A 21,161-nucleotide genomic window follows, 5' to 3' on the forward strand; every position below is an offset into this window, starting at 1 on the left:
CAGGGGCATCCGCGGGTCAAGTATGAAACAGATGTTTCAAATGTTGACAATCCTTAAAACACCTGAAACGTTCAGTTTCAATTTCAGGGGGGCTAGATGCAAAGCCGGATTTCGATCGAGGAAGCCATTGCGGCGGAATACAGCGGCCTGAGTGCGAAGCTTCGTGCCGCGGCCGATTTCGTGGCGGCCAACCCGATCGATGTCTCCACCCGCTCGCTGCGCTCGATCTCCCATTCCTCCGGCGTCTCGCCGGCCACTTTCTCGCGGCTGGCCCGGGCGCTGGGGTTCGAGACCTACGAAGACATGCGCGAACTGACGCGCTCGGCGATCGGGCGCAAGTCCGCCAGTTTCTCGCAGAAGGCCGGCCGGATCGTCGCCAACGCGGAAACCGGGAAACAGCCGCCCTTCCTGGAGCGCCAGGCCGCCGCCTGCATCGCCAACATCTCCGCATTGCCCAAACTGATCGATCCCCAGCGGCTGGACGCCGCCGTCGAGGCCCTGCACGCCGCCCGCAACGTCGTGGTCTACGGTGCCTACGGCTCCACCGGCATCATCGAATACCTCAGCTACATGGCCAATTTCGTGACCCCGAACTGGAGCATGGCCGGGCGGATGGGCGCCTCCGTCAGCACGACGCTCACCCACCTCACCGAACAGGACGCGGTGATCATCCTCACCAAGCCCCCGTTCGCGCGCCGCTCGATCCTCACCGCCGAAATGGCGCGGGAGAAAGGCGCCTACGTCATCGTCATCACCGACACGCATACTTGCCCTGCCGTCAAATATGCGTCTAACACCTTCATTATTCCCACTGACAGCCCGCAGTTTTTCTCTTCCTATGCCGCAACGCTCGTTCTGCTCGAAACGATGATCGGCATGCTCGTGGAGCGCTCAGGACAAGAGGCCGAAACGCGGATCAAGACAGTGGAATCCGGCAATCGCCGTCTCGAAGATTTTTGGGACGGAGATGAAGAAGAGTAACAATTGAGACATCGAACCAAGGGAGTGTACAGATGTTCAACAAACTGAAACTCACGGTCGCGGCTGCTGCCGTCGGCATGATGGCTGCCCCGGCCGCCTACGCGGAGGAGTTCATCACCATCGGCACCGGTGGCGTGACCGGCGTCTACTACCCGACGGGCGGCGCCATCTGCCGCCTCGTGAACAAGGGCCGCAAGGAGCACGGCATCCGCTGCTCCGTCGAATCCACCGGCGGCTCCGTCTACAACATCAACACCATCCGCGAAGGCGAGCTGGAATTCGGCGTCGCCCAGTCCGACTGGCAGTACCACGCCTACAACGGCACCTCGAAGTTCTCCGAGCAGGGCCCGTTCAAGGATCTGCGCGCGGTCTTCTCCGTGCACCCGGAGCCCTTCACCGTGGTGGCCCGCGCCGATTCCGGCATCAAGAACTTCAAGGATCTCGTGGGCAAGCGCGTGAACATCGGCAACCCCGGTTCCGGCCAGCGCGGCACCATGGAAGTGGTGATGGAGAAGATGGGCTGGGACACCTCCACCTTCGAACTGGCCACCGAGTTGAAGGCCGCCGAGCAATCCGCCGCCCTCTGCGACAACCAGATCGACGCGATGGTCTACACCGTTGGCCACCCCTCCGGCTCCATCCAGGAAGCCACCACCGCCTGTGACTCCGTGCTGGTGAACGTGGAAGGCCCGGAAATCAAGGAACTGGTGGACGCCAACTCCTACTACCGCTACGCCACCATCGTCGGCGGGCTGTATCGCGGCAACCCCGACGACACCAAGACCTTCGGTGTCGGCGCTACGCTCGTGACCTCCACCGCCGTCTCCGACGAGGCCGTCTACGCCGTGGTGTCTGCCGTCTTCGAGAACTTCGAAGACTTCAAGAAGCTGCACCCGGCCTTCGCGAACCTCGACCCCAAGGAAATGGCAACGGCCGGCCTCTCCGCCCCGCTGCACCCGGGTGCCGAGAAATACTACCGCGAAAAGGGCTGGATCGAGTAATCCACGCCTGACACCGGGCGGAGCGGCACCCCGCTCCGCCCTCATTTTCCAGGGACAAGGCATCGCGCACGACGATGTACAGGCGGATCGACGGGCCGAAACAGGCACCGCGGACCGCAACCGATCAGGGAGCAAGGGACATGTCGGACAACCCTCAAGGCGGCCGCCAGCTTTCGGAAGAAGAGCTGCAGGAACTCGTCGCCGCAACCGACTCAGGCGCGCGCAATCCGGCTGGCGCCGTGGGGATGATGATGGCGGTCGTGGCCGTCACGTGGTCCCTCTTCCAGGTGATCCTGGCCTCGCCGCTGGCCAATTACATCCTGCCCGGCGATCTGATCAACAACTCGCGCCAGATCCACCTGGCCTTCTCGATCTTCCTGGCCTTCATGGCCTACCCGATGTTCAAATCCTCGCCGCGCGACTACATCCCGTTGCAGGATTGGATCTTCGCCTTCCTCGGCGTGTTCACCGCGCTCTACGGCTACATCTTCTACGACAAGATCGTCGCCTCCGGCGGGCTGGCCGACGACATGGACAAATGGTTCGCGTTGATCGGCCTGATCCTGCTGTTCGAGGCCGCCCGCCGCGCGCTCGGCCCGGCGATGGCGGTCATCGCCACGATCTTCCTGCTCTACGTCTTCTTCGGTTCCTCCAGTTGGGTGCCCGACGTCATCCAGTGGAAGGGCGCTTCCCTGAAGAAGGCTATGAGCCACATGTGGATCACCTCTGAAGGGGTGTTCGGGATCGCCCTCGGCGTTTCCACCAAGTTCGTCTTCCTCTTCGTGCTCTTCGGCGCCATGCTCGACAAGGCGGGCGCGGGCAACTACTTCATCAAGATGGCCTTCGGGGCGCTTGGCCACCTGCGGGGCGGCCCGGCGAAGGCCGCCGTGGTGGGCTCCGCCGCCACCGGCCTGATCTCCGGCTCCTCCATCGCCAACGTCGTCACCACCGGCACCTTCACGATCCCGCTCATGAAGCGCGTCGGCTTCTCCTCCGAGCAGGCCGGCTCCGTCGAGGTGGCCTCTTCCGTGAACGGCCAGATCATGCCACCCGTCATGGGCGCCGCCGCCTTCCTGATGGTGGAATACGTGGGCATCTCCTACGTCGAGGTGATCACGCACGCCTTCCTGCCCGCCGTGATCTCCTACATCGCGCTGGTCTACATCGTGCACCTCGAAGCCGTGAAGCGGAACATGCCGACGATCGGCAACAAGGTCGTCTCCATGGGGCGCACCATCGGCGGCATGGCCGTGTTCTTCGCCGGCTTCGCCCTGCTCTGCTACGGCGTGCAATACCCCGTCAAATTCATCGTCTCGCTCTTTCCGGAAGGCGCGGGCTGGGTCATGGCGGCGCTGGTGTTCGTCGCCTACGTGGCGCTGCTCTGGCTGGCCGCCGGCGTCGAGGACCTCGTGCCCGACGATCCCAACGCGCAGGTCGTGGAACTGCCGGACGTGGCAAGGATCTACAAATCCGGCCTCTACTACCTGCTGCCGATCGTGGTGCTCGTCTACTTCCTGATGATCGAGCAGAAATCTCCGGGCCTCTCGGCCTTCTGGGCCACGGCGCTGCTCTTCGTGATCCTTCTCACCCAGCGCCCGCTGAAAACCATCTTCCGGGGCGAAAGCGAAACCGCCAATGCCTTCATTGAAGGCGTGCGGGATCTGATCGCGGGCCTGATCGACGGCGCGCGCAACATGATCGGGATCGGCCTTGCCACGGCGACGGCCGGGGTGATCGTGGGCACGGTGACGCTGACCGGCATCGGCCAGGTGATGGCCGACCTCGTGGAGTTCATCTCAGGCGGCAACCTCGTGGCGATGCTCTTCTGCGTGGCACTGCTCTCGCTCGTGCTGGGCATGGGCCTGCCGACGACGGCCAACTACATCGTCGTCTCGTCGCTGATGGCGGGCGTCGTGGTGCAGCTGGGCGCGCAGTCGGGGCTGATCGTGCCGCTGATCGCCGTGCACCTCTTCGTCTTCTACTTCGGAATCATGGCGGACGTGACACCACCCGTGGGGCTTGCGAGTTTCGCGGCGGCCGCCGTCTCGGGCGGGGATGCGATCAAGACGGGCTTCATCGCCTTCTTCTACTCCCTGCGCACCGTGGCCCTGCCCTTCATGTTCATCTTCAACACCGATCTGCTGTTGATCGACGTGACATGGATGCAGGGGATCCTCGTGTTCATCATCGCCACCATCGCGATCCTCGTCTTCACGGCGGGCACGATGGGCTACTTCCTGACCCGCTCGCGGATCTACGAAAGCGTCGCGCTCGTGCTGATCGCCTTCGTGCTGTTCCGCCCGGATTTCGTGATGAACCGCATCCAGCCGCCCTTCCAGGACATCGCACCGGTGGAACTGGTGCAGGCGGCCGGCGAAGCCGAGGCGGGCGACAGCCTGCGCCTCGTCGTCTCGGGGCCGGATTTCGATACCGGCAACCCCAAGGATCTCACCATCGTGGCCACGATCGGCGGGGAAGAGAGCGGCGAAGCGCGGCTTGAGGCCCAGGGCCTCGTGGTGATGGCAGAGGGCGATCAGCTGCTGCTGGAAGAGCCCTTCCCCGGCACCCCGTTCTTCGAGCAGATGGGCAGCTTCGACTTCTACGGAGATTCGCCCGTGGTGATCTCTTCGGTGCAGGCCGAAGCGCACCAGCTGCCCAAGGAAATCATCTTCATTCCGGCGCTGTTCCTGCTGGGGCTGATCATGCTCCTGCAGCGGGGCCGCGCCGCTCGGGAAGGAGCCCCGGCATGAGCAAATCCATCCTCTGCGCCATCGACATGAACCGCCCGGAAGCGGAAGTGCCGGTGCTCGAAACCGCCGCCCGGCTTGCCACCCTCGACGGGGCCCGGCTGGACGTGATCACCGTCCTGCCCGACTACGGCTCCTCGCTCGTGGGCTCCTTCTTCCAGAAGGGCTACCACGAGAAGGCCGTGGCCCAGACGAAAGAGGCCCTGCACCGTTTCACCGCCGAGATCATCGGCGAAGAGATGGATGCGGGCGTCCGGCACCTCGTTTCCACCGGCAAGGCCTACGAGCACATCCTCGATGCGGCGAAGAAGGCCGACAGCGATCTGATCGTGATCGGCGCGCATCAACCGGAACTGCAGGACTACCTGCTCGGCCCCAACGCCGCGCGGGTCGTGCGCCACGCGAAATGCTCGGTCTACGTCGTGCGGACCTGACCGCCGAACACCGATGCCAAGATCGCCCGTCAGCCGGAAACGGCTGGCGGGTTTTTCTTTGCGGGCACAAGAGCCTCGCTGCCGGGATGCGATCGCCGGAAACGGGCAACGGCATATTTCCGTCTCTTTTACTCAGCTCTATTGACTCAACCTAGTATTTTTGTCAGGTTTGAGCGCATCAGCCAACCCAGCCACAAGGTGGGCCAGCCCGAGACCCGAACAGGACAGCAGGACAGCCGATGCTCATCCCCTTTCCCCAGCCCGAAAACCAACGGGACAACGGCTCCGAGCGCCAGGGCGCATCGGCCAGCCGCGATGACATCCTTTCCCTCGTTCTGCAGTTCGCCCTACCCGGCGATTTCAGCGCCGAGCGCCTGATGGACCGTTTCGACACCGGAGTGACCCGCAAATGATGCATGACCGCCCCAAGCTTTTCGCCTCCGCCCGCGCGGCAAACAGCGAAACCGAGATTCCCCTGCACGACGTGCGCCAGATCGTCGGCGAAGGGTCTCTGGCCCACATCAAGCTCAACGATCAGGTCTACACCCTGCGCATCACGCGGCAGGGCAAGCTGATCCTGACGAAATGAGCGCGCCGGCCCGTTTCCGCGGCGCCGCCCCGGTGGGGGTGCTGGAGGACCTGGCCCTGCCGGAAGCCTTCCTCGTGCGCCTGATGCGGCAATGGGCGGACAGCCCCGCCCAGCGCCGTCAGGCACAGCGCGACCTGACGATCGCGCTCGGCTTCGATGCCGGCGCCCATGCCGCCGAGGCGCTGCGCGCGTTCCAGCGCTGCCTGGCGCGCCATGCCCGCCGCCCGTTGATGCAGCACGGGCTGTCCTGCCAGTGCCTCGGGGCCGATGAATGCGCGCTGAGCCATCTGGTTGCCGCCGCCGCGGCCGGAGACCGCCAGGACAGCCGGCTCTTTACCTCGCTCCTCGTCAGCGGCTCCGCCGTGACCGAACTGATGGATCTCGCCGAGACCCTCGGCAGGGCCCTGCGGGCCCAGGCCGTTCCCGAGCCTTCCTATCGCCCCTCCGGCCATCGCCCCACGTCCACCCTCCACTGACACGCCGGCACCCACAGCCACCGCCATGATCATCTGCCACTGCCAGAACATCACCCACGACGACATCGACGCCGCCATCAACTGGATGCGCGCCGCCGACCGCGAAACCGTGATCACGCCGGGCAAGATCTACCGGGCCCTGGGAAAATCCCCCGATTGCGGCGGCTGCATGCCACTTTTCCTGTCTCACATGCGAAAGAATGCTAATTGTGAGGTTCCAGCCATTTTGCGCGGGATGAATCCTGCGAGCAGCAAAGGAATTGAAGATGAAAGGCGATACGAAGGTTATTGAGTATCTCAACAAGGCCCTGCGCAGCGAGCTGACGGCGGTCAGCCAATACTGGCTTCACTACCGGCTGCAAGAGGACTGGGGCCTCGGACACATGGCGAAGAAATCCCGCGAGGAGAGCATCGAGGAGATGCACCACGCGGACAAGCTGATCGCCCGGATCCTGATGCTGGAAGGCCACCCGAACCTGCAGAAGCTCGATCCGCTGCGCATCGGCCAGACGCCGAAGGAAACGCTGGAATGCGATCTGGCCGCCGAGCACGAGGCCCGCGCGCTTTATTCCGAGGCGCGCGCCTACTGCAACTCGGTGGGCGATTTCATCTCGCAGAAGCTGTTCGAGGAGCTTCTGGGCGATGAGGAAGGCCATATCGATTTCCTCGAAACCCAGCTCGATCTGCACGAACGCGTCGGCGCGGAACGCTACGCGATGCTGAACGCCTCGAAGATGGACGAGGCCGAGTAGGCCTGCCTATTTCGATTTGCCGAGATGCTTGAGCAATGCCGCCAGGAGCGGCATTGCCAACCCGCTGGCCGCCCCGAGCGGATCACGCCCGATGCGGCGCAGATCGCCCACCACCGCCAGCACCTCCTCCTGCGCCAGTTCGAGTTCGGCCTCCAGATCGGCCACCGCCATGTCGCGCACTTCCGCCACCGCGGCCACGTCGCCTTCCGCGTCCTCGCGCCCGGCGAGCAGGGCCAGTACGCCGGCGACGGCGAAATTGCCCAGCGCCACGAGGAAGGCCGCCAGCGGCGCCCCGAGGCTCGCGGCCAGCGCCTGGTAGGCCGCCACGTTCAGCATCACCAGCCCGAGAACGGCGACGAGCCCGGCAAAAGCGATGAAAACGATCTGCCGGCGCGCCACAGCGAGGCGGCGGCGGGCGATGAGGCTTTCGCAGCGCAGGATGATGGTGAGATTGCGCACCACGCGTTTCATCGGGCCTCCTCCTATCGCCGTGCCAGCAGCAGGCCGAGGCAGAAGGCCCCGACGACGGTCAGGACCGGCCGGTTGGCGCTCAGATCCTCGATTTCCTTGACGAACTCCTTCAGCAGGGCTTCGCCGTCATGCATCAGGTGCTCCGCGAGCCCCTCCTCCGAGGCCTCTTCTTTCGGAGCCGCCGCTTCGGCGATCTTCTCCTTCGCCGAAGCAAGTTCAGCACGCAGTTTTTCGAGTTCAGCTTCCAGTTCCGCTTTGGTCGGCATGGCCGCCCCCCGTGTTTGACACTGGAAATCCTAGAGGACCAAGGCGGAAAATCAACGCCCTAGCTCCTGTCGAACACCCGTGCGCCGCTGGCGGCAAGCTCCTGATCTTCCACGTACCCCTTGGCGAGAATGGCCGAGACCACCTCGGCTTCGTGCTTGCGGTAGCGGGCCAACACACCATCGGACAGGATGATCCGCCGCACACCGTCCAGCGACAGTTCAGCGAGGACCTCAGCGGTGAGCCCCTCGTCATCGACCCGCAGCACGTCCGGCGCGGCCTCCTGAAGCAACGCCGCCAGCGCGCTGGCCGAAGCCTTCGGATCGCCGGAGGCAAACAGCGCGCGATCATCGATCGTGAGCCGGTCGTCTCCGCCGAAGCCGTTTTCCTGCGCCACCTCGCGCGCGATCTCGCAGAGATCGGCGCGGCTCTCCTGGGCCCGGACGGCCACCGTCGGGAAACTCTTGCAGATGTGCACCGGGATGAACCCGATCCCGGAGCCGAGGTTGAGCACGGCCCGCGCGTCTTCCGGGATCAGCCGCGGGATCCAGCGCGCCGCGCGGCGGTCGAACTTGCCGGCCGCCGCGGCCTCCAGCGCATCCGGGTTCATCACCCGCGCATCGACCGGCAGCACCACGTCATGGTTCGCGACGCGCTCGATCGGGATCTCCACGCTGCGGTCGATCGGGAAGGGCGCATAGAGCGGTTCGGCCGGGCCGCGATCCAGCACGCCGGCCTCCCTGTCGGCGGCGCGCTTCTCCTTGGCCTTCTTGCCCGCCTTCGCCTCCACGTCGCTCATCAGAGCGGCGATCTTGGCCGGGTCGCGGGCCTTGGGCGGCTTGGCCGACACCTGCGTGATCGGGATCTTGCTGGCCTCCGCAAGGCCGGCGACCATCTCCTTGTAGGCGTCGGTTTCGCGATACTCCGCGAGCTTGGCCTCCACGCGTTCGAGCGCGGCGAAATGCAGCCTGTTCAACACCGGATCCTTCAGGAGTTCCGCCATGATGGCGGCGCGTTTCTCGCGGTAGCGCAGGATCGTGGTGTCCCTGGTTTCGTTGCGGTTCTGCAGCGCCCAGTAGTCGCTGTTGTACTTGTCTTTCTTGTTGTTCACGTTGCCGCGCAGCTTGCGCACGGCGTAGGCATCCACGGATTTCACCGCGTAGTGGTTCATCTGCGCCCACTCGTAGCCCACGGTGCGCCGGATGGAGCGCCAGCCGCGGAACTTGAAATACTCCTCCATCGGCTTGCCCGAACCGTTGAGCCATTTCACCGTGTCCGGGAAGCCGGTTTCCAGGTGCTTGTTCTTGATCGACGGCCGGTGGATGCCGAGCTTCCAATACTCGGGATCGAACTTGAACAGCGTCTTCACGCCCCAGCCCTTGTTCCAGTTGGCCGGCGCCGCGTAGAGGTATTGCTCGGTGACGGGATCGCGGCTCCACTCCACCACGTGGCCGGAACCGAAGGTGCGCCACGTGATGACGATGCCGTTGGCATCCCCCGCGGCGGTGATCATGTCGTCCAGCGTGCCGTCGCCGTAGCGGATGCAGAGAAACTCGTCCGCATCGAAGACGAGCACCCAGTCCGCCGCCTGCACCACGGGCTCCTGCTGCGCATATTTCAGCGCCGAGGGCTGGGGCTTGATGCCTTCGGGGATGTCGTTGCGGCGGTGATAGCCCAGACCCAGCTCTTCGAGCCGGATCAGCATCTCGTCGGTGCCGTCGGTGCAATCGTTGGTGTAGACGAGGATGTCGGTGAAGCCCACGGCCATGTGATGGGCGAACCACTCCAGCAGGTAGGGGGCTTCGTCCTTCATCATCGACACCGCCAGAACGGTGCCGTGCGGGCTCTTGTGCTTCTTCAGATCGATCGTTCCGATCCTCTGTTCCAACACCTAGCGCAGCGCCTTCTTCGGCTCGATCCCGACCTGCTCGCACATCCTGTAGACGTAGCTGCCCGGAAGCGGCTCGTGCTTCTCCCACCACGGTTTGGTGCCGTTGGTGTAGAGGTGGACCGAAAGCGTGTTTTCCGTGAAATGGCCTTCCACGCGGCCGTAGGGATCATAGAAGATGTCGTTGAGCTGGAAAGGCACCGGGTAGAGCACGTCCACCGGCAGGGCGCGCTCGAAATCGCCCGTCTGCTTGGCGAACCAGGTGAAGGCCTGCGGGCCGAAGGCCGTGCGCTCCGCCTTGTAGATGCGCGCCGCGTGGCTCATCGTGTCCGGCAGGCGATCGTATTTCTTGCGCTGGTTCTTGTTCCACCAGGCCGGGTAGTCCGGCAGGTTGTCGTAGTAGTCCAGAAGCTGATCCATCAGTTCGCAGTTCTGGGGCAGGCCGACGACGCCGCAGTTGAGATTGCCCGAAAGCCCGTGCCCGCCGAAGACCCACTCCATCTCGTCCGGGAAGGGGCGGTGGCAGAAGGCATCGCAATCGATCCAGATCGCCCCCGTCTTGCGGATCATCTTGTAGCGGAAGACGTTGGACAGGAAGGAAGCCGAGGTGTCTTCCACCAGCGCCATGTCGATCTCCATGATCTCGCTGGCCGGGCGGATCTCCACGCCTTCGGGTGCGTTCTGCACGTCGTGGGTGCAGTAGAGCGTGGTGGGATGGCCCTGGATCACGTGGGATTTCAGGCACAGCTGGTTCAGGTAATGGAGCTTCTCGCCAATCCACAGCGATGCGACGGGCCGCCGTTCGGTCATCGGAAATACCTCGTAATGGAACTGCTCTTTCGCCAACGGATAGAGAGCGCGGAGCCACATGGCAACATGGTTTGCCGCCTGCCCGCCCCTGCGCCGCCGATCGTGGCGGGCGGGGCACGGGCGAAGGGCGGGCACGCGCACCTAGCCGCTTTGGCGGTTTACAGCCGCGCCACCACGCCCATAATCCGGGCAGGACAGCAGATCGGAGCACCCATTGGACACCCCCGGCGCGCAAGCGGCCAGAACGGCCGGCTTCTTCATGATGGACGGCACGCGCTACGAGCCGATGGCCATCTACCTCGCCGCTTCGCTGCGCCACCACCACGGGGATGCGCTGGCGCTCTATGCCTATGTTCCGGCCCAGAAGCGGGCCGAAGTGACGCCTCTCACGGAAAAGACGCTTGCCGATCTGAAGGTGGAGATCCGCGATCTGCCCCAACCGGATCTGGACGGCGGGATCTGGAAGGAGCCCTACCCTCACGGAAACAAGATGCTCGCCGCGCTGGACGACCGCCACTGCGACGTAAGCCTCTTCTTTGACACCGACATGGTCTGCGTAGCGCCGCTCGAACTGGACGGGCTGGTGCCCGAGGGCGCCGTTGCCGCGATGGTTTCGGACTACAAGACATGGGGCGGAAAGAACCGCTGGCAAAAGGCCTACGGTCTGTTCGGCCTCCAAGTGCCAGAGGAGCGGGTGCAGTTCCACCGTGGCCAGCGCCTGTGGTCTCCGCCCTATTTCAACGCGGGCTTCGTAGGCTTCCGCGAAGGCAGGGGTGCCGACGGGATGAGCTTTGCCGAGGCCTGGCTCGACACCGCCCGCCGGATCGATTTCGACACCAAGCTCGACGGCCTGCGCCCATTCCTCGACCAGGTCTCGCTTCCGGTGGCGATCCGCCGCCAGGGGCTGGCGTTCGAAATGCTCCCGCGGGCCTACAACCTGACGATCCAGAACGCCGAATATGACCCGGACGCGCAGCCGCGCATTCTGCACTACCACAAGCCCAAGTATCTCAAGGTCTGGCCCCAGGGCGCGGAGGCCTTCGAAGTCTGCCGCCGCATGGTGGGAGACAGGCGCTACGGGCGCCTGCGGGCGCGGTTCAAAGGATTTTTCGAAAACGATCTGACGGGCGTTCAGCAGAGCGATCCACCGGGCGCGGCTCAGCAATCCGGGTAGCCATACCCCCAGCGCCACGATAGCCCGGTGCAGGGCGCGCCGCCCAGCCGCACCGCCCCGAGCATCGTCTGCGCGATCAGCTTGTAGACCCGCACGACGTTCTCCGGCGACATCCCGTAGATCTCGCCCAGTTCGGTCTGGCGCGCCGCGGCCGTATCCTCCACGCAGGCCGCCAGCGCGTCATCGGCCGCCTGCCGAGCGCGCAGGCTTTGCAGGGCGTCCGGCGCATCCCCCGCCCGGTGATAGGCGCGATCATGGACGACGCAGCAGGCTTCCCACGGGGGCAGCGTGCCGTGGGCCTCTTCGAAGACCGGGATGCGCTCGGCGGCGAAGGCCCAGGCGGCGCTCTGCCAGCCCGAGCAGCCATCCGTGGTGAAAGGCGCCGGTGCCCGGCCGGCCTTTTCCACTTCCGCGATCAGCTTCTCATGGGCGCGCAACTCCACCCGCTCGTCGAGGCGCAGATCCGCCTGCCCGGCGTCCTGCGCCGTCGCGGCCGCGCCCGACAGCAGGGCGCCGAGCATCAGCAGAGCGGTATTTGAAACCCTACGGCGAGGCATCGCGGTAGGCCTTGGCTTCGAATTTCACGCCCAGCATGTCGCTCAGGGAGATCAGCAACCGCTGCAGCAGTGAAAGCTCCGCATGCCTTGCGATCACCTCACGCGCCAGCGCCGGCTCGTCGGTGATCAGCCCCGACACCCCGCGCGACAGCATCTGCGACATGGTGAGCGCGTCGTTCACCGTCCAGACGTAGACGGGCTTGCCCGCGGCCTCGGCCCGCCTCACCAGCCCACGTGTCGCAAGACCGGTGTTCACGGCGAGGAAATCCGCCTCCAGCGCCGTCAGATCCCCCACCGCCGTGGCCGCCAGCAGCCCCACGGTGGCCTCGGGCGCCAGGCCCTTCGTCTTTTCCACCGCCGGCAGCTTGAGGGACATGTAGGCGACCTGCGCTTCCATGCCCTCCTCGGCCACGATGTCCAGCACGCGCTGCTCCAGCATCACGTCGTGATCGTAGTATTTCAGCTCGATCAGGACCTTGGCACGATCCCGCGCCGCCTGAAGCACCTGCCGCAGCGTGGGCGTGCGCTCGCCGGCGTATTGCGGATCGAACCAGCTGCCGATGTCGATCTCCGCAAGCTCCTCGGCCGTCACGTCCCACACCTTCGTGGGCACGCCGGCAAGCTTCATGAAATCGCTGTCGTGCACCACGATGACCTCGCCATCCGCGGATTCCTGCACGTCGATCTCCACGTAGTCCGTGCCCACGCGCAGAGCCTCTTCGACGGCGGCCATCGTGTTCTCGGGCCGCGCGCCGGCGGCCCCCCGGTGCGCGATCACGACCGCGCCCTCGTGGGTGTCGATCGCGTTCAGCATGAGGTTGCCGGCGAAGCCGCCGACGAAGATCAGCGCCCCGGCGATCGGGCCGATGACCGCCAGCTTGCGCATCAGTCCGGGCAACTGCTCCGCCTTGGCGAGGTAGCCCGTGTCCACCACGCCCCCGGCCTCGGTGTAGGCATCCGCGATCAGCACGGCGAAGGCGCCCGAGGTGATCGTGGTGACGACGACATTCGCCACCACCCAGAACAGCACGGCAAGCAGCAGGAACAACGCCACCACCGCGAGATTGCCGCCGGACACCGGCGCGATGAACCGGGTGCCGATGGCGGCGAGGCCCAGCACGACGGCGCCGATCAGCAGGCTGATGGCCGCCCAGACGGCGAAACGGCGCAGGAAGCGGACCCGGAAGCCTTCCGTCAGCCGCGCGCTTTCTGCGAAGGCGGCGCCGGGGGCAATGCCGGAGAAGAGCACGAGCGGCAGCGTCAGCATCCACGTCAGAAGCCGGTTGATCAGCACCACGGCCATCACGGCCAGCACCGCCCCGATCAGGCCGACGGCCCGCAGGAACTCCGGGGGGCGCTCGGTGAGGTAGTAGTTGATGTCATAGGCGGTGAGATTGCGGGCGGCGATCCAGAGGCCGATCAGCAGGAATGGCGCCGCGATCAGAACGATGCGGAACGTCAGCCGCGCCGCAAGGCTGGCGACGGCGGGCAGGCGGGGCAGCACGCTGCCGAGCCCGGTGCGGAAGCCCCCCCGGCCGAAGGTCTGATCCGCAAGGTGGATCGACATCAGGAAGGCCGTGTCCAGCACGCCGGCGGTGATGATGACGGAGGCCGCCGCGATCAGGCAGACGAAGCCGACGGGCGACAGCAGGAAGTAGGCGATGTCCTGATCCGCCAGCGCCGGGTTGCCCGAAAGCCCGATGGCCACACGGATGATGAAGGCCGTCACCGGGGAGATCACGGCAATCGCCAGCAGCCCGAGCGCGACGTGGGACACGAGGAAACGCCACTTGAGATACCAGGCGTCTGAAAATGCGGCCAGAACGGGCCGGTTCGTTTCTAGCATGTTCGCCCTCGCGCTGGTTCGGAGCATGGACGCCCCGGCTTTTCTGCGCGAGTCTAGTGCCTTGGCGGCGCGGCTGTCACGCCGGAATTGGCAGGACTGCCCCCTTGATCCGCGGCGGCGGGGGTGCGAGCCTCACCGCGACCGTATCCTTTCGGGAAGGGAGCGACATGAAGAAAACCGGCCTGCTGCACGCCGAGTTGAGCCGCACCATCGCGGCGCTGGGGCATGGGGATTGCCTCGTGATCGGCGACGCGGGGCTGCCGGTGCCGGCGGGAACACCCTGCATCGATCTCGCGGTCTGCCTCGGCGTGCCGGACCTGTGGAGCGTGCTGGATACGGTGCTCGGCGAAATGCAGGTGGAGCGCGCCCTGATCGCCACCGAGGCATCGCCCGAAGTGCGCACCGCCTTCGAGGCGCGCCTGCCCTGCGGCTACGTCAGCCACGACGCGTTGAAACAGGCCAGCGCGGGGGCGCGGGCCGTGGTGCGCACGGGCGAGGCCACGCCCTACGCCAACATCGTCCTTTACGCCGGGGTTGCCTTCGGCTGATCAGCCGTCGCCCTGCGCCGGCTCGTCGGCGAGGACTTCCCGCCAGTAGTCGGTGATCTCGGGGTAGTGCCAGCGCGTATGGTGGTGCTTGAAGCCGATGTAGTCGCCTTCCTTCATGTTCACCAGATACTTGGGCTTGAGCGGCTCGCCATGGAAGGTCACGGCCGCCTGCCGCGCGCGCCGCGCCTTGATCCAGGGCATGTGATCCTTCAGGCGCGCGGCCCAGATGAAGGGGGCCATGTATTCCTGGGTGAATTTCACCGCCACGCCCTTGGGAAAGACGCGCAGGCTCCGCCCGGCCCATGCGCTGATCAGGTATTCGTTGCCCCCGGCGTAGAGCTTGGGCATCGGCGTGCCCTTCTCTGCCTTGGCCATGTGGATCGCCGGGTATTCCTCGCGCACCTTCTCGGCCATGAAGCGCCAGTCTTCCGGGTAGAAGGCCATCAGGGCGGTGTTGCCGAGGTAGAAGCGCTCGGGCAGGATCTTGTCCACCAGCCCCTGGAAGCGCCAGTAGGGGATCACGTGGCGTTGCAGCAGGTAGAGCCCGCGGCGGCGTTTCAGGCAATCGGCCATGTCCTGGACATCGCCCAGGATCGCGCTGTCCAGATCGATGTAGAGCGTTTCGTAGCCGTCGTGCAGGATGCCTTCCTTGAAGATCCCCATCTTCGGCAGCGAGCCGCCCCGGCTCGTCAGCGTTTCCAGCGGCAGGCCGAGATCGGGGAAGGGAATGGTTTCGATCCGGTCGTCCAGCCCCGCGCCGTCCTCGGTGAGGCAGACGAACCGGCAGGGGCTCTTGGTGCGCGCGAGAATGGCGTCCACCAGCCCGTTCACATAGGTGGAGGAATACTTCCGGGACCCCCACTTCACGAAGACAATCTGGATCGTACCTTGCTGCATGGGCCGAGGCTCTCCTGTGTTCATGGTGGCTGGCGGCAGTCGCTGCGGCAGTCGCATGGGCGGCGGCGGATTGTCAAGGCGGCGCATCGCGGCGCGACAGGCCGCAAATCCTTTGCGCGGAGCCCCGCCCAAGGCGTATCATCACCCCATGATCCGGCATCCTGCTCCCCTGCGGCGGGCCGTGGTGGCCCCTGCCTTCCTGGCCGCTTCCGCCCTCCTGTCGGCGCCAGCCGCGCTGGCCTGCGCCTTCCATGACTACGTTCCCCGGCCGGCGCTGACCGACGAGTTGGCGATGAGCGAAACCGTGCTGCTGGCCCGCCCTGACGCCGGCGCGCCCTTCCGCTTCATTCCGCAGGAGGCGCTGCGCGGAGGCGTGCAGGAGGTGGATCTGCCCTATCTCGTGGACAGCGGCACGCGCCGCCGCCTCTCGGCCAACCCGGAAGACCACGTGCTGTTCATCCGGCCCGACGACTACGGCGCCTGGGAGCGCAGCGTCTACGTGGACGGTGACGTGCGCGCGCTGCTGGAGCGGCTGGTGGCCGAGATCGAGCGCGAAGGCTACGTGTCGCTCGAACGCAGGGTGGAGATCTTCGGCCCCCTGATTGAATCCGAGCATCCCGTCCTTCAGGCGCTCGCCCTGCGCGAAGCCGATCAACTGCCCTACGAACTGATGCGCCTGCTGCCGCCGCCTTCGGACGTCGGCGCGCAGATCGCGGCCCTGCGCCAGCCGACGGCCGCCCAGACACACCCGATCCGCCTGCTCCTGCTCGGACTGAGCGAGGATCCGGCGGCGCGGGCCTACCTGCGCGCCGCGCTTGTTTCAGCCGCCGGCACCGGCAACACCCGAAACCTCGGCGCGCTCGCGGCGGCCTACGTGCAATCGGCGGGGCCGGAGGCCGTGGACGAAATCGCGCGCGCCTTCTTCGAAGCGCCGGGCGGCCCCCGCGACGGGCAGGCCGAACCGCTGATCGAAGCGCTGGCGATCCACGGCCAGCAGGGGGATCCGGCAACCACCGCAGCCATCCACCACAGGGTGGCGGGCCTGCTGCAGAGCCAGCCGGAGCTTCTGGCCCCCGTGGCCCGGCAGTTCGGGGGGCGGGCGGATTTCACGTTCGCCGATCTGGCCGCCGGGCTTCTTGCGCGGGGCGCGGTGCGCAGCCTTGAGGCTCGAAACTCCGCCGAGGAATATGTGCAGCGGGCGCGCCGCGTGGCCAGCGACGCCTTTCTCAGCGACTGACCCAAGGGCCGCGTAAAGAAAAACCCCCGCCGGAAACCGGCGGGGGTTCGCATTTCGATGGCGGAAGCTGATCAGGCGTCCTGCTTCCATTCCCAAGCGCCGGGGAACTCGCCGAGGCAATGCGCCACGGCCTCTTCGTCCACCTCGCCGGTCTTGACGATCTGGGCCACGAGCCCGCGCTTCTTGTCGTCGATGACCGAGGCCACTTCCACCGCGAGGCCCTGCGTGGCGAAGGTCTGGTTGTAGACGCGGGTGATCGCCATCTTGCGCAGATCGGGCTTGAAGATCTTGCCGACGCCGGTCTTCGGCAGTTCGGGCAGGATCTCGATGTATTTCGGATGCGCCGCCCGCTCGTGGACGTGCTTCTTGGCATAAGCCATCAGCTCTTCGACGGTGGTTTCGGCGCCCGCCACCAGTTCGACGTAGGCGCAGGGCAGTTCGCCCGCGAAGGAGTCGGGCTGGCCGATGGCCCCGGCGAAGGCCACGGCTTCATGGCCGGCCAGCGCTTCTTCGATTTCGGCCGGGTCGATGTTGTGCCCGCCGCGGATGATCAGATCCTTGGCGCGGCCGGTGATGTAGAGGTAGCCGTCGGCATCCAGGCGGCCGAGATCACCGGTGCGCAGGTATTTGCCGTCGGCGAAGAGGCCCACGTTCTTGTCGGCCTCGGTATAGGTGCCGCCGGTGATCACGCCCGGGTTGGTGATGCAGATCTCGCCCACCTCGTCCACGTCGCATTCACGCAGGATGTTGCCCGCGTCGTCGCAGTTCAGGATCTTCACCTCGGTGTAGGGGAAGGGAAGGCCCACGGAGCCGATCTTCTTCTCACCGTCGGTCGGGTTGCAGGAGACGAGGCAGGTGGCCTCCGTCATGCCGTAGCCCTCGATGATGTTCACGCCCGTGGCCTTCTCGAAGCGGTTGAACAGCTCCACGGGGAGCGGAGCGGAGCCGGAGAAGGCGGTTTTCAGGCTCGAAACATCCGCATCCACCGGGCGCTGCATCAGCGCGGAAATGGCGGTGGGCACGATGATGACGAAACTCACCTTGTAGCGCTCGACGAGCTTCCAGAAGTTGTCGAACACGCCTTCGCCGCGATAGCCTTGCGGCGTGGGGAACACCACGTGGGTGCCGGCGGTGATCGCGGACAGCATCACCGGGTAGGCCGCGAAGACGTGGAACATCGGCAGCGGCGCGATCATCGTGTCCTTCTCGTCGAACAGCAGACGATCGCCCAGCCAGCCGTTGTACATCATGCCGGAATACTTGTGCTGCGCCACTTTCGGCATGCCCGTGGTGCCACCGGTGTGGAAATAGGCCGCGACGCGATCCTCCTTCGAATCCTCGAAGTCCAGCGCATCGGCGCGCTGCTTCGCAATCGCCTTGTTGAAATCCATCACCTTCGCCTGGTGCGTGACGGGGTTCTTCGGGCGGATCAGCGGCACGATCCAGCTCTTGGGCGGCGTCAGGTAGCGCAGGAGATCCACTTCCAGCACGGTTTTGACATTCGGTGCCAGCGCCACGGCCTCGGCGGCCTTCTGAGCCACGTCCGTCCGCGGGAAGGCGCGCAGCGTCACCAGAACCTTCGCGCCCGTTTCGCGCAGGATGGCGCCGATCTGTTCGGGCTCCAGAAGCGGGTTGATCGGGTTCACGATGCCCGCGATCGCGCCGCCGATGAAGGAGATGACGGTCTCGTTGGCGTTGGGCAGCAGGTAGGCCACCACGTCGTTTTCACCCACGCCAAGGCTGCGGAACAGGTTCGCCGCCTGCGTGGACTTGCCCTTCAGCTCCGCCCAGGAAAGCGTCTCGGCCTTGTCCTTGGGGCCGGAGGTGATCTGGAAGGTGACGGCCGGACGATCCGGAAACTTCGCCGTCGTTTCCGACAGCAGGCCGTAGAGCGTGGTCGGCACGTTGCGCTCCTCCCACGGGCGCTCCGCCTCCATCGCTTTCACATCTTCTGCCGTCGCGAATCTCCGCGCTTGCTGCGCCATCGTCAAACCCTCCCCTTTGGCCGTTGTTCACGGGTATCTTGGCAGCCAAAATGCAGGGTTGCCGCGATCAGCACAAGAGAGGCCTGCCGCTCTACGCAGCGTCACATTCCGATTGCGGCGGCGGGTGCCCCTACGGCAGCCCCGCCTTCCGCGGCGGATCAGGCCGCGCTGGCGCCTTCGGTAAACTGAAGCCGCGCGAGCCGGGCATAGAGCCCGCCTTCCGCCACGAGCGAATCGTGGGTGCCCTCGGCAACGATCCGGCCCTTGTCGAAGACGAGGATCCTGTCGGCCTTCTTCACCGTGGCCAGCCGGTGCGCCACCACCAGGGTGGTGCGCGTGGCGCTCATCACGTCGACCGCCTGCTGCACCGCGCGCTCGCTTTCGGCGTCCAGCGCTGAAGTGGCTTCGTCCAGCAGCAGGATGGGCGCGTCGCGCAGGATCGCGCGCGCGATGGCGATCCGCTGCTTCTGCCCGCCAGACAGCATCACGCCGCGCTCGCCGACCTGGCTCTCGTAGCCTTCTGGCAGCTCCATCAGGAAATCATGGGCCGCGGCGGCCTTCGCGGCCGCCTCCACCTCGGCGTCGGTGGCATCCGGGCGGCCGAAACGGATGTTCTCCCGCGCGGTCATGCCGAAGATCACCGGATCCTGCGGCACCAGCGCGATGTTCTGCCGGAAGGCGCTGCGCGCCATGGACTTCACGTCCACCCCATCGATGCGGATCTCGCCAGACGTCGGATCGTAGAACCGCAGCAGGAGTTGCAGGATCGTGGATTTGCCGGCGCCGGACGGGCCTACGAGGGCAACGGTCTCGCCCGGAGCCACCGTCAGGTTGATGCCGTCCAGCGCGGCCACGCCACGACGGGAGGGGTAGTGGAAGGTGACCTGATCGAACACGATCTCGCCCTTGCAGGGCACCACGGGCGGCACCGGATCCTGCGGATCGAGCACGTCATCCGGCGCGTTCAGCAGCTCCACCAGCCGTTCCGTCGCCCCGGCCGCGCGCTGCAACTCGCTCCAGATCTCCGACAGCGCGCCGACGGAGCCCGCCACCATCACCGCGTAGATCACGAATTGCACCAGCGCGCCCACCGTCATCTCGCCGGCGCGCACGTCCCGCGCCCCGATCCAGAGCACCCCGACGACACCGGAAAAGATCAGGAAGATCACGATCACCGTCATCACGGACCGGGTGGTGATCCGCCGCAAGGCCACATCGTAGGATTTCTCCGTCACCCGGCCAAAGCCGGCCCGTGTCAGCGCCTCATGGGTGAAGGCCTGCACCGTCTGGACGGCCCCGAGCGCCTCGGAGGCGTTGGCCGAGCTGGCGGCGATCCAATCCTGGTTCTCGCGGCTCAGAACGCGCAGCCGGCGCCCCAACACGATGATCGGCACGATCACCACGGGCACGATCAGCAGAACCAGCCCGGTGAGCTTGAGGCTGGTGAAGAGCATCAGCACCATGCCGCCTGCGAGGATCAGCATGTTGCGCAGGGCGACCGAGACCGAGGACCCGATCACCGACTGGATCACCGTCGTATCCGTCGTGATGCGGGACAGCACCTCGCCCGTCTGAAGGGTTTCGTAGAACCGGGGGCTCAGACCGATGACGCGATCGAACACCGCCTTGCGGATATCGGCCACCACGCGTTCGCCGAGCCGCGTGACCATGTAGTAACGCAGCCCCGTGCCGAGGGCGAGCAGCGAAGCGATGGCCAGCGCGGCGGCGAAGTAGCTGTCCAGAAGCTCCGTTTCGCCGGTCGAGAAGGAATCCACCACCCGTCGGACCGCCAGCGGCAGCGCAAGGGAGACGCCGGCCGTCAGAACAAGGGCAACACCGGCCAGAGCGACGTAGAACCGATACGGGAGTACGAAGGGCCAAAGGCCCGCCAATGCGCCCACGCGCTTGGATTTTTCCCTGTCCTCGGCCCGGGCCGCCTGAGTGTTTGCCATGGGTTTCGCCCCGCGTTTCATACCGTCTGCCACGGCAGTAAAGGTTGGGCGTATGGCGGGCAAGGGCGCATTCGTCGCGCCCCGGCTGGCGTCCATGGGGAAGCGAAGCGGGAGGGGCACCTGGCGAAGGGAGATTGGAGCGGGTAGCGGGAATCGAACCCGCACCTCAAGCTTGGAAGGCTCTTATGATACCATTTCACCATACCCGCTCGGTGTCGCCGTGGTATGCCAAGGCCGCGGGAGCGTCAAGAGCTGCGATACCGCGAGGCCGGGCGCTTGCTTCCGCCTTGGCAACAAGGGGCAAAGGCCGCATGCTGTCGGGTTGGCTGGCACGGCGCGAGGCATATTGCACGTGCCTTCGGGCCATCTTCCCGAACACGAAAAACCCCGCGGCGAGGCGGGGCATTTCGTAGGATCTCGGGCTAATCGTATTGAGAGTTAGTGGCTTTTTATTAGGTTTGGCGGTGACCTACTCTCCCACGTCTTGAGACGCAGTACCATCGGCGCGGCTGTGCTTAACTTCCGAGTTCGGGATGGGATCGGGTGTTTCAC

At 65.7% G+C, this 21,161-nt stretch carries 21 protein-coding genes, 1 tRNA gene and 1 rRNA gene; 12 read left to right on the top strand and 11 right to left on the bottom strand.

The genetic code is table 11. The features are described 5' to 3' along the window. Nucleotides 1-96: 96 nt before the first annotated feature. From PSA7680_RS13675 to bfr, 9 genes are all read left to right on the top strand, one after another. Nucleotides 97-981, top strand: coding sequence for a MurR/RpiR family transcriptional regulator (locus PSA7680_RS13675; protein WP_085869278.1), 885 nt, complete (start codon nt 97-99; stop codon nt 979-981). A 32-nt stretch (nt 982-1,013) separates the two neighbouring features. Further along, complete coding sequence (locus tag PSA7680_RS13680; protein WP_085869279.1) at nt 1,014-1,982, top strand: TAXI family TRAP transporter solute-binding subunit; 969 nt, start codon at nt 1,014-1,016, stop codon at nt 1,980-1,982. A 140-nt stretch (nt 1,983-2,122) separates the two neighbouring features. Beyond that, the gene (locus PSA7680_RS13685) at nt 2,123-4,732 is read left to right on the top strand and encodes a TRAP transporter permease (protein WP_085869280.1); all 2,610 of its coding nucleotides are present in this window, start codon (nt 2,123-2,125) and stop codon (nt 4,730-4,732) included. Next, a complete protein-coding gene (locus PSA7680_RS13690) occupies nt 4,729-5,163 on the top strand; it encodes a universal stress protein (protein WP_085869281.1) in 435 nt (144 codons plus the stop codon). The genes PSA7680_RS13685 and PSA7680_RS13690 overlap by 4 nt, the downstream gene beginning before the upstream one ends. 239 nt (nt 5,164-5,402) lie before the next feature. Further along, nucleotides 5,403-5,576 carry a hypothetical protein gene (locus PSA7680_RS18745; protein WP_176244144.1) on the top strand — a complete coding sequence of 58 codons (174 nt, stop codon included), beginning with the start codon at nt 5,403-5,405 and terminating at the stop codon, nt 5,574-5,576. Continuing rightward, nucleotides 5,573-5,752 carry a hemin uptake protein HemP gene (gene hemP, locus PSA7680_RS13695; RefSeq protein WP_245824641.1) on the top strand — a complete coding sequence of 60 codons (180 nt, stop codon included), beginning with the start codon at nt 5,573-5,575 and terminating at the stop codon, nt 5,750-5,752. Before PSA7680_RS18745 ends, hemP begins: the two co-directional genes overlap by 4 nt. Then, nucleotides 5,749-6,228 (top strand): hypothetical protein, encoded by a 480-nt coding sequence (locus PSA7680_RS13700; RefSeq protein ID WP_085869283.1) that lies wholly within the window; start codon nt 5,749-5,751, stop codon nt 6,226-6,228. Before hemP ends, PSA7680_RS13700 begins: the two co-directional genes overlap by 4 nt. 25 nt (nt 6,229-6,253) lie before the next feature. Then, nucleotides 6,254-6,520 carry a (2Fe-2S)-binding protein gene (locus tag PSA7680_RS13705; RefSeq protein WP_085869284.1) on the top strand — a complete coding sequence of 89 codons (267 nt, stop codon included), beginning with the start codon at nt 6,254-6,256 and terminating at the stop codon, nt 6,518-6,520. Next, nucleotides 6,495-6,980 (top strand): bacterioferritin, encoded by a 486-nt coding sequence (gene bfr, locus PSA7680_RS13710; protein WP_085869285.1) that lies wholly within the window; start codon nt 6,495-6,497, stop codon nt 6,978-6,980. Before PSA7680_RS13705 ends, bfr begins: the two co-directional genes overlap by 26 nt. 6 nt (nt 6,981-6,986) lie before the next feature. Here the strand turns inward: bfr and PSA7680_RS13715 are convergent, their stop codons facing one another. Genes PSA7680_RS13715 through PSA7680_RS13730 form a run of 4 tightly spaced genes read right to left on the bottom strand, consistent with a single transcriptional unit; the run spans nt 6,987 to nt 10,473 of the window. Then, complete coding sequence (locus PSA7680_RS13715; RefSeq protein ID WP_085869286.1) at nt 6,987-7,451, bottom strand: hypothetical protein; 465 nt, start codon at nt 7,449-7,451, stop codon at nt 6,987-6,989. Between the two features lie 11 nt (nt 7,452-7,462). Then, nucleotides 7,463-7,717 (bottom strand): hypothetical protein, encoded by a 255-nt coding sequence (locus tag PSA7680_RS13720; protein ID WP_085869287.1) that lies wholly within the window; start codon nt 7,715-7,717, stop codon nt 7,463-7,465. 59 nt (nt 7,718-7,776) lie between these two features. After that, a complete protein-coding gene (locus tag PSA7680_RS13725) occupies nt 7,777-9,606 on the bottom strand; it encodes a glycosyltransferase family 2 protein (RefSeq protein ID WP_245824643.1) in 1,830 nt (609 codons plus the stop codon). Next, nucleotides 9,607-10,473, bottom strand: coding sequence for a hypothetical protein (locus tag PSA7680_RS13730; RefSeq protein WP_245824645.1), 867 nt, complete (start codon nt 10,471-10,473; stop codon nt 9,607-9,609). Between the two features lie 154 nt (nt 10,474-10,627). Between PSA7680_RS13730 and PSA7680_RS13735 the strand changes: the two genes are divergently transcribed. Further along, the gene (locus PSA7680_RS13735) at nt 10,628-11,587 is read left to right on the top strand and encodes a GT-B fold glycosyltransferase domain-containing protein (RefSeq protein ID WP_085869288.1); all 960 of its coding nucleotides are present in this window, start codon (nt 10,628-10,630) and stop codon (nt 11,585-11,587) included. Here PSA7680_RS13735 and PSA7680_RS13740 read toward each other — a convergent pair. Both PSA7680_RS13740 and PSA7680_RS13745 read right to left on the bottom strand, forming a co-directional pair. Then, nucleotides 11,572-12,144: a hypothetical protein gene (locus tag PSA7680_RS13740; protein WP_245824647.1), complete on the bottom strand. Its 573-nt coding sequence runs from the start codon at nt 12,142-12,144 to the stop codon at nt 11,572-11,574. The genes PSA7680_RS13735 and PSA7680_RS13740 overlap by 16 nt on opposite strands. After that, nucleotides 12,131-13,990 (bottom strand): glycerophosphodiester phosphodiesterase family protein, encoded by a 1,860-nt coding sequence (locus tag PSA7680_RS13745; RefSeq protein WP_085869301.1) that lies wholly within the window; start codon nt 13,988-13,990, stop codon nt 12,131-12,133. The genes PSA7680_RS13740 and PSA7680_RS13745 overlap by 14 nt, the downstream gene beginning before the upstream one ends. 167 nt (nt 13,991-14,157) lie before the next feature. Between PSA7680_RS13745 and rbsD the strand changes: the two genes are divergently transcribed. Then, on the top strand, nt 14,158-14,538 hold the full coding sequence (gene rbsD / locus PSA7680_RS13750; protein ID WP_085869289.1) for a D-ribose pyranase: 381 nt from the start codon (nt 14,158-14,160) through the stop codon (nt 14,536-14,538). Here rbsD and PSA7680_RS13755 read toward each other — a convergent pair whose 3' ends face one another. Further along, nucleotides 14,539-15,435 (bottom strand): hypothetical protein, encoded by an 897-nt coding sequence (locus tag PSA7680_RS13755; RefSeq protein ID WP_085869290.1) that lies wholly within the window; start codon nt 15,433-15,435, stop codon nt 14,539-14,541. It abuts the gene before it with no gap. Nucleotides 15,436-15,583: 148 nt separating this feature from the next. Here PSA7680_RS13755 and PSA7680_RS13760 point away from each other — a divergent pair, with 148 nt between their 5' ends. Then, on the top strand, nt 15,584-16,672 hold the full coding sequence (locus PSA7680_RS13760) for a hypothetical protein (protein ID WP_085869291.1): 1,089 nt from the start codon (nt 15,584-15,586) through the stop codon (nt 16,670-16,672). A gap of 71 nt (nt 16,673-16,743) precedes the next feature. On the opposite strand, the gene PSA7680_RS13765 is transcribed toward PSA7680_RS13760, so the two are convergent. The 4 genes from PSA7680_RS13765 to rrf all read right to left on the bottom strand — a co-directional run. Further along, nucleotides 16,744-18,657: an acyl-CoA synthetase gene (locus PSA7680_RS13765; protein WP_085869292.1), complete on the bottom strand. Its 1,914-nt coding sequence runs from the start codon at nt 18,655-18,657 to the stop codon at nt 16,744-16,746. 158 nt (nt 18,658-18,815) lie between these two features. Next, the gene (locus PSA7680_RS13770; protein ID WP_085869293.1) at nt 18,816-20,609 is read right to left on the bottom strand and encodes an ABC transporter transmembrane domain-containing protein; all 1,794 of its coding nucleotides are present in this window, start codon (nt 20,607-20,609) and stop codon (nt 18,816-18,818) included. Nucleotides 20,610-20,744: 135 nt separating this feature from the next. Next, a tRNA-Gly gene (locus PSA7680_RS13775) sits at nt 20,745-20,818 on the bottom strand. Between the two features lie 247 nt (nt 20,819-21,065). Then, nucleotides 21,066-21,161 (bottom strand): 5S ribosomal RNA (gene rrf / locus PSA7680_RS13780); the annotation flags it as partial.

This window comes from Pseudoruegeria aquimaris (assembly GCF_900172235.1).
GTDB lineage: Bacteria > Pseudomonadota > Alphaproteobacteria > Rhodobacterales > Rhodobacteraceae > Pseudoruegeria > Pseudoruegeria aquimaris.